This is a genomic window from Aciditerrimonas ferrireducens, assembly GCF_023130475.1.
GTDB classification, from domain to species: Bacteria; Actinomycetota; Acidimicrobiia; order Acidimicrobiales; family UBA8190; genus Aciditerrimonas; species Aciditerrimonas ferrireducens.
The window spans coordinates 40,904-47,745 of record NZ_JAKHEX010000018.1 but is presented as its reverse complement, the minus strand read 5'-3'; the positions used below and the strand labels follow the sequence as shown (position 1 = coordinate 47,745).

7 protein-coding genes and 2 pseudogenes are annotated in these 6,842 nt (G+C 68.4%); 1 reads left to right on the top strand and 8 read right to left on the bottom strand.

What is annotated here, in order from left to right; translation table 11 throughout:
* Nucleotides 1-108: 108 nt before the first annotated feature.
* The 5 genes and pseudogenes from Acit_RS10085 to Acit_RS13980 all read right to left on the bottom strand — a co-directional run.
* Nucleotides 109-1,272 (bottom strand): hypothetical protein, encoded by a 1,164-nt coding sequence (locus Acit_RS10085; protein ID WP_248108687.1) that lies wholly within the window; start codon nt 1,270-1,272, stop codon nt 109-111.
* Nucleotides 1,273-1,460: 188 nt separating this feature from the next.
* The gene (locus tag Acit_RS14055; protein WP_446650472.1) at nt 1,461-1,721 is read right to left on the bottom strand and encodes an IS30 family transposase; all 261 of its coding nucleotides are present in this window, start codon (nt 1,719-1,721) and stop codon (nt 1,461-1,463) included.
* The gene (locus Acit_RS10080; protein ID WP_446650473.1) at nt 1,642-2,454 is read right to left on the bottom strand and encodes a helix-turn-helix domain-containing protein; all 813 of its coding nucleotides are present in this window, start codon (nt 2,452-2,454) and stop codon (nt 1,642-1,644) included. The genes Acit_RS14055 and Acit_RS10080 overlap by 80 nt, the downstream gene beginning before the upstream one ends.
* A gap of 133 nt (nt 2,455-2,587) precedes the next feature.
* Nucleotides 2,588-2,977, bottom strand: coding sequence for an aromatic-ring hydroxylase C-terminal domain-containing protein (locus tag Acit_RS13985; RefSeq protein ID WP_376746046.1), 390 nt, complete (start codon nt 2,975-2,977; stop codon nt 2,588-2,590).
* A gap of 61 nt (nt 2,978-3,038) precedes the next feature.
* Nucleotides 3,039-4,064: pseudogene (locus Acit_RS13980) on the bottom strand (FAD-dependent monooxygenase); the annotation flags it as partial.
* A gap of 106 nt (nt 4,065-4,170) precedes the next feature.
* Here Acit_RS13980 and Acit_RS13675 point away from each other — a divergent pair.
* Nucleotides 4,171-4,443, top strand: coding sequence for an IS66 family transposase (locus Acit_RS13675; protein ID WP_248108683.1), 273 nt, complete (start codon nt 4,171-4,173; stop codon nt 4,441-4,443).
* A gap of 198 nt (nt 4,444-4,641) precedes the next feature.
* Here Acit_RS13675 and Acit_RS13975 read toward each other — a convergent pair.
* From Acit_RS13975 to Acit_RS10060, 3 genes and pseudogenes are all read right to left on the bottom strand, one after another.
* Nucleotides 4,642-5,007, bottom strand: a pseudogene (locus tag Acit_RS13975) (helix-turn-helix domain-containing protein); the annotation flags it as partial.
* A gap of 452 nt (nt 5,008-5,459) precedes the next feature.
* Entirely contained in the window at nt 5,460-5,753 is a 294-nt protein-coding gene (locus Acit_RS10065) for a hypothetical protein (RefSeq protein ID WP_248108681.1), read from the bottom strand.
* Complete coding sequence (locus Acit_RS10060) at nt 5,737-5,964, bottom strand: hypothetical protein (RefSeq protein WP_248108679.1); 228 nt, start codon at nt 5,962-5,964, stop codon at nt 5,737-5,739. Before Acit_RS10060 ends, Acit_RS10065 begins: the two co-directional genes overlap by 17 nt.
* Nucleotides 5,965-6,842 lie beyond the last annotated feature (878 nt).

Genomic DNA, 6,842 nt, shown 5'->3' with positions numbered 1-6,842 from the left:
CGATCCCCAAACGGATCGCGTAGACAGCAACGACACCAGCCAACAGCTCAACCACCCAGGTCAAGGCCCTACAGTGCTGAATCGGAGGCGTAACTTCGGTCTAGGCGGTCAGGCCGCCGACCCGTAGAACTGCTCGTGGAACGAGAACACCCCGCCGTCGCTGGCCACCATCCAGTACCCGCCGGTCGCGGGGTCAGCGACGATCCCCACCACCGGCTTCGCCAGGTGGGTGCCGGGGGGCAAGACCCCCGGGACCGAGCCGTGGAACTGGGCGTCCCCGAAGGTGAACACCCCGCCGTCGGCCCCGACCAGCAAGTACCCCTGCCCGTCGGGCGACCCGTCGATGCCGACGATGGGGGCGGCCAGCGGGTGGGGGCCCGACAAGCCGGTGATCCCGTCCGACCAGGTGCTGCCCTCGAACTGGGCGTGGAACGAGAACACCCCGCCGTCGGCCCCGACCAGCCAGTACCCGCCGGTGGCCTGGTCAGCCCCGATCCCTACGATCGGGGCGGCCAAGGGGGTGGGCAGGGTGTTGGCCCCGCCCCAGTACTGGGCGTCCCCGAAGGCGTAGACCGCCCCATCGGCTGAGACCATCCAGTAGCCCAGGCCGCCGGGGGACTCTGCCGCCGCCACGATGGGCGAAGGCGGGGGCGAGGACAGCTGCCCGAACACCGGGGAGGCGTCCCCGCAGTTGGACACCTGGCCAGCCGAGTCCACGATCCAGTACCCGCCCCCATCCGGGGTGGCCAAGGCCGCCACCACCGTGCCCGCCGGCAGCTGGTGGCACCCGGTGGCCGGCTGGATCGGCCCCGAGGGAGGGGGCGGCGTGGTGCTCGACCCCCCACCCTGCTGTGACGGCGGGCCAGGGGTGGTGGGGATGCCCGGACCACCGCTCGGGGGCCCGACCACGAACTCCACCGGTACATAGAACCCGGTGGAGTCGTTGGGGTTGCTGGCCGGCGCCACGAAGAACGACGGGGCGTAGTAATACTCGCAGGTGGTGTTGTCGGCCGGGTAGCAGTCCTGTACAGATTGCCCGTCGCCAAAGGTAAGGGTGACGTCGGCGGTGCAGCTCTGCCCCGGGGCCAGCTGTACCGTGTCGCTACCGGACGGTGCGTTGGTGCAGTAGATCCCGGTCTCCGAGTCGCTGGACTCATACGGGAAGATGATCGACCCCACCCCGGTCAGCTCCACCGTCTGGCTGGAGTTGTTGGTGATGGTGATCGACTGGGTGCTCGACCCGCCGTTGTTGTCGATATACCCGAAGTTCACCAGCGACGGGGAATAGGAGATCCCCGGCACCGACTGGGCGCACGGCTGCGGGTTCGGGGTGTTGAGCCCCGAGCAGTAGGGCGGCGACCCGTCCTCGGAGCCGCCCCAATCGGACCAATCTGTTCATGCCCCCATGCTCCTTTCCTGTGCTGGGCCACCGCTCGCGGCGGCCCATTGTCCACCCGCGCTCAGCCGGTCATTGCAACAAGCTCGGCGAACCTCTCCGATGGCGTGCGCCAACCGAGCGTCTCTCGTGGCCTTCCGTTGAGCTCGTCAGCGATCGCGTCGAGCTCGTTCTCGCTCAGGGTGAAGAGGTCGATGCTTCTCGGCAAGTACTGGCGGAGCAGCCCATTGATGTTCTCGTTCGTCTCACGCTGCCAGGGGTGGTGGGGCTCGCAGAAGTAGATCTGGATACCGGTGTCCACCTTGAAGGCGGCGTGCGTGGCCATCTCCTTGCCCTGGTCGAGGTGATCGAGCGCAGCATCGCCTCGGGAAGCGTGGCGATCTTGCGCTGCATGGCGTCGCGAACGGTCTCGGCCTTGCGATCACTCGGCAGGTGCACGAGGACGACGAAGCGGGTCGTGCGCTCGACCAAGGTGGCGACCTGGGAGCGGCCGGACCGGCCGAGGACGAGATCGCCTTCTGAAGTGGCCGGGGACGGCTCGGTCCTCGATCTGGGCGGGACGCTCGGAGATGAGGACCGGGTCGACGATGCGACCACGCTTGCCCCGGCCGGGGTTCGGTCCCTTCTTGCGCCGGCAGGGCGGCCTGTGCGAAGCGCTGCCACGAGCTCGGCCCGAAGCCCTCCGCGGCCTTGGACGGAGAGGACTGGGAGATCGCCTCGTGCGACACCCACCAGGGTGGCTCAGCCGGATGCTCGAGGCGGAGGCGGTTGGCGATCTGCTCGGGCGACCAGCGCTTCTTCAGCCCCGTCTCGACCGCTTGGGCAAGGTGAGGGTGGCAGGCGAGCTTGTGCTTCTTCGGCCGACGAGCGCGGGCGTGGGCCGCCTGGTGCGCCGTCGCCGCCCGGTAGTGCGCCATGCCGCCGTTGCGGGCGACCTCACGGCTCAGCGTGGACGCTGGCCGGCCGAGACGTCCTGCGATCGACCGCAGGCTCTCCCCGGTCACGAGTCCTCGCGACAGCTCCTCTCGCTCCTCGATGCTCAACCGTCTGCCCGGCATCTTGCAGCCACCTCCTAGGAACCACATTGCTGTAGTCCACCGAGGCGTTGCAACGATCAGCTGAGCGCGGGACCCCGTTTCCGGGTTCGAGTGCGACAGTCGGCCGTCGAAGGATGCACAGGGGCCGGGCCGCTTAGCGGCTCGGGTCGGGGTCGAGACCGAGGGCCCGCCGGAGCCCGTGGGCGAGGAGCCCTGGGGCGAGGCCCGCCTGGCCCGGGTGGCGCGCTGCGACGTAGCCGTCTGGGCGGACGAGCACCGCGCCGCTTTTCGAGAGGCCGTAGGCCTCGAAGAAGGCCGGGTCCTCGATGGCGATGGTGGCGAGGGGGACGCCGAGGCGGGCGGCCTCGGCACCGACCGGTTCCAAGCTGGTCGCAACGGCGGGCCCGCAGAGGAGCGTGAAGCGGTCCCCGAGGAGGTCGAGGGTTGAGCGGGCGCGCCGTGGGGATGTAGTCGCCCACCGGGTCCTCCACCGCAGGTGGGGCCGTGCCGTCGGGGGTGATGGCGGCCGAGTCGTAGACGGCACCGAGGACGATGCCGTCGATCGGGGCCGGGGGGCGGGCGGCCCCGAGACTGGCCTCCACGGTGGCCGCTGCCGCGGGGCGCCGTTCCTCCTCGTAGGTCGCCACCAGGGCCCCCTGGCCAGAGCCGGCTACCACCATTGCGAGCTTCCATGCCAGGTTGTGGGCGTCGGCGACACCGCAGTTCATGCCGAGGCCACCGAGGGGGGTGGTGACGTGGGCCGCGTCGCCCGCGAGGGCCACCCTGCCCAGCGCGAAGCGCTCGGCGAGCGCCGCTTGTCGGCGCCAGAACCGCCACTGGAGCGGTTCCACGGGGACCTCGTCGTCGCCGACGGCCGCTCTCACCAGACGCTCCGCCTCGCGCCGGTCGAAGGGTCGGGTCGGGTCGTGCTCGGTGAGCAGCAACCAGTGCTCCGCATTGTCGACGGCCCCCACGGTCGTGCCAGGCCCGGGTTGGCTGAGGTAGTAGGCCCCGGCCAGGCGGTCGGCCATGCGCTCTTTGAGCGGCGACCAGAACAAGATGGACACCCGGTCCCCGCCCGGCCCAACCGGCGCCCAGTCCACACCCAGCTCGGCTCTCACCCGGCTCTGGCTGCCGTCGGCCCCCACGAGCCACTGGCAGCTCACCGTGCGCGACTCGCCGCTGGCCCGCTCGACGACCCCCGCTTCCACGGACTCCTCTCCGGCGCGGAACCAGGCCAGCTCGGTCCCCTGCCAGATGCGTGCACCCGCGGCCCGGGCCGCTTCCAGCAAGATCGGCTCCAGGCGCTCCTGGGAGCAGATCACCTCCTGGGTCGGGCTCGCTGGGTGCCGATCGCCGGGGTCGGGTACCTCCTGGCGGACGTAGTCCTCGGCGAGCAGCGTCGCCCCCCGGTACGCGAAGAGGCTCTCGGCCCGCTCGAGCGCGACCTCGGCGACCGCCGGCTCGAGCCCCCACTGGCGGAGGATCTCCATCGTGCGCACCGTGACCCGCCGGCCCTTTGGGAAGTCCAGGGCCGAGTCGTGGCGCTCCACCACCGCGCAATCGACCCCGAAGCGGCGCAGACCAATGGCCACCGCCAGGCCCACGGGGCCACCACCGGCAACCAGCACGTCGGTCGCGCCACCCAAGCGCACCAGCACAGCTTACCGACCCTCCGATCAGGCCGACGACTACCAACACCGCCGACCCTCTGCAGCGCCAGAGCCACAACCTGCCGTGTCTTTCTCCACCCAGAAGGCGGCCATCCTCGACGACCTGCACCGCCTGGACCTGCCCATGACCAAAAACCAAGCCGAGCGGGACCTGCGGCCCGTGACGCGCCACCGCAAGATCTCCTCCTGCTTCCAAAGCCACGCCGACGCCGAACGCTTCGCCCGGGTCCGCAGCGACCTCCCCACCACCCGCAAACACGTCATCTTCGCCATCTGCGCCCTCATCCACCTCCTCAACGACGACCCCTGGATCCCACCGGCCCCACTCGCTGCTTGACCATCGGGTCACTTCCGCCGCCCCCACCTGAATGGTTACCGCGTTTCCCTCGACGAACCCGCCAGCGGCGTGGTTGGAGACCAAGGTGAGATAGGAGTGACCCTTGCGCCAGGAGACCTCGTCGACGCCGGCCACGAACAGCTTGTCCAGGCGCTTCTTGTCGAGCCCGGTTGCCATCACCCGGCAAATGATGCGCCCGACGGTGTCCCAGTCGATGCGCACCAGGCGGCACAGGGCCGTCTTGTCCATGGTGGTGGCGAGGCACCCGACCAGGTCCTCGGAGTCTCTGGTGAACCGGGAGCCGGCCCGGGCGAAGGTCACCTCCTCGGTGCGGGCGCCCTCGGTGGGACAGTCGACCCAACGGAGATCGGCCCGAACTTCGAGGCGCCACCGGCCCAGATCGAAGTGCCGCCACGACGAGGAGACCGGGCGGGTGTCGTAACAGGCATTGGTCGTGTCCTGGCACTCAGGGCAGTACCGCTTCCGGCTTCGCAGCTTGACGGTGACCACCACTCTGGACGGCTCGAACACCACGGCGGTGACCGTCACCCCGGGCAGGTCCATGAGGCGCTTCAATGCAGTGGTGACGCGAACGGGATCGGTCTCCTCGGCTCGGTTGGTGTCGCAACTCCGAACCTGGAGACCATCCGTGCGCGTCACCCAGATACCCGGTGCGAACGCCGGGCCCACCTACTCCGACCCAGGTCGCGAAACGGGAAACGGGAAACGGGAAACGGGGACAGATGTCACCCTTGCTGACCGGTTTCGAAGCTCTTGTCTTCCACGAGGAACTTCCTGGTCACATCGGCGCGTTCACGCACATGCATGCGGGAAGACCCGAAAAAGAGCGGTGCCAAGAATAGGCGAACAAGCCGACGGCGCGCCGCATCCCCGACGACAATGTGCGGGAATAGATCGAATCAGGGAAAACGTGAACAGCTAAGAAACGAGCGGCCAGGTTCAACCAGGAGGGGTCAGGACCATTGTCGGGTCGTTACCCCTGTCGCGTCGAGCCTCTAGTCTTCGTCGTCGCTCGGGAAACCGTTAGGGAACAGGAGCGGCACGCTCTCTGGGTCAACATCGTCGCTATCCGCGTGCTGCGCCTTCCGCTGAGCGATCTCCCACACGTGCTCAAGGAACTTCTCGACCATCTCGTTGAGCACGCCGGCCAGCCGGTCCGCCTCGGCGTCCCGAGCAGCATCGTCGCTCAAGTCGACGTCCGGGTTGAGCGGCAGCGTCAAGTGCACGCCCTCACCGGACTCCACAACCAGACGGATAGCTTGTTCTCGCTGTTCAGGCGTCAGCGCCATCGTCCAACACCTCGATCGTCGAAGGATCGACCTGATAACCGTTTACCACGTACTGCGTGTACCCGAGGTTGTCAACTGGCACCAGCACCAGCTCTCCCTCCACCTCCCGCGGCAACCCCTCGTAGGTCGGCAACCGAGGATCCGGCTCGGGCAACAGATTGTTCGCTTGCGCTTTGTCCCAATCCAACAATACTGCTCGAACCCTGGGCACGAGCATCATGCTAGCAGGCAGGTGTCTCAGCTGTCACTTCACGACTCGAAAAAGCTCTGGTCGTTGCGGTGAGCGTTGCAGTCCCTGCATGACGGGAGCAGGTTCCCCAGCCGGTATTGGCCACCCTCAGCGCCAGTCAAAGTCGTGTCCTGGGTGAGAGTGCTCTGGTCCAACACCTTGCCGCAGTAGACGCACGGCGCGTGCGCACCGTCCATGAACTCGCGGAGGAGAGCCCCCGTCCTATTTGCTTGGTCACGACTGTTGCCACGCAGCTCGCCGCCTGGCCGCTTGGCTGAACGGATCTGCTCCTCGTTGCTCATACGAAAAGCGTCGCTCGGCGGAGTGACCGAAAGCACGGCCGGTTCAACCGGTGGTCGCGACGAGGGCATCGTCGTCGTGGCGGTGGGCGTGGCCCCCTTTGAGGGAGCGGCGTGGCATGTGGTTGATGCGGCGGGCGATGGCGTCGAGGTCGGCTTGGGAGGAATTGGACAGGTCGGTCCTCTTCGCCGACCAGCGGCGCCCGAGGCCGTTGATGCTCTCGTTGACGGGACGCTGGACAGCAGGGCGTGGGGATCGGCGAAGTCGATGGGGGTGCCAAGAACCTGTTCGATGCCCACCCACAGCGCCATCTCTCGGCCCTGATCCCAGGTGAGGGTGCGCCGGCCTGGCTGGGGGATCGGGCGAAGCAGGCGGATCGCGCCCTGGGCCAGGTGCCAGGCGTCGTAGCCCTCGGGTAACCGCCCGAGCGGGCAGAAGCGTGTGGCGCGATCCACGATGGTGATGACAGCCGAGGCGTTCCTGGCGCCGATGATCAGACCGCCGTCCAGATGCCCGATCTGGGTGCGGCGACCGGCGGCGGCGCTGGTGGTGCAGATGAC

Bases quoted from the DNA above. Each gene is read 5' to 3' on its own strand.
- Acit_RS10080 (WP_446650473.1), bottom strand. From the start codon at position 2,454: ATGCCGGGCAGACGGTTGAGCATCGAGGAGCGAGAGGAGCTGTCGCGA.
- Acit_RS10065 (WP_248108681.1), bottom strand. From the start codon at position 5,753: ATGGCGCTGACGCCTGAACAGCGAGAACAAGCTATCCGTCTGGTTGTG.
- Acit_RS14055 (WP_446650472.1), bottom strand. From the start codon at position 1,721: ATGGCCACGCACGCCGCCTTCAAGGTGGACACCGGTATCCAGATCTAC.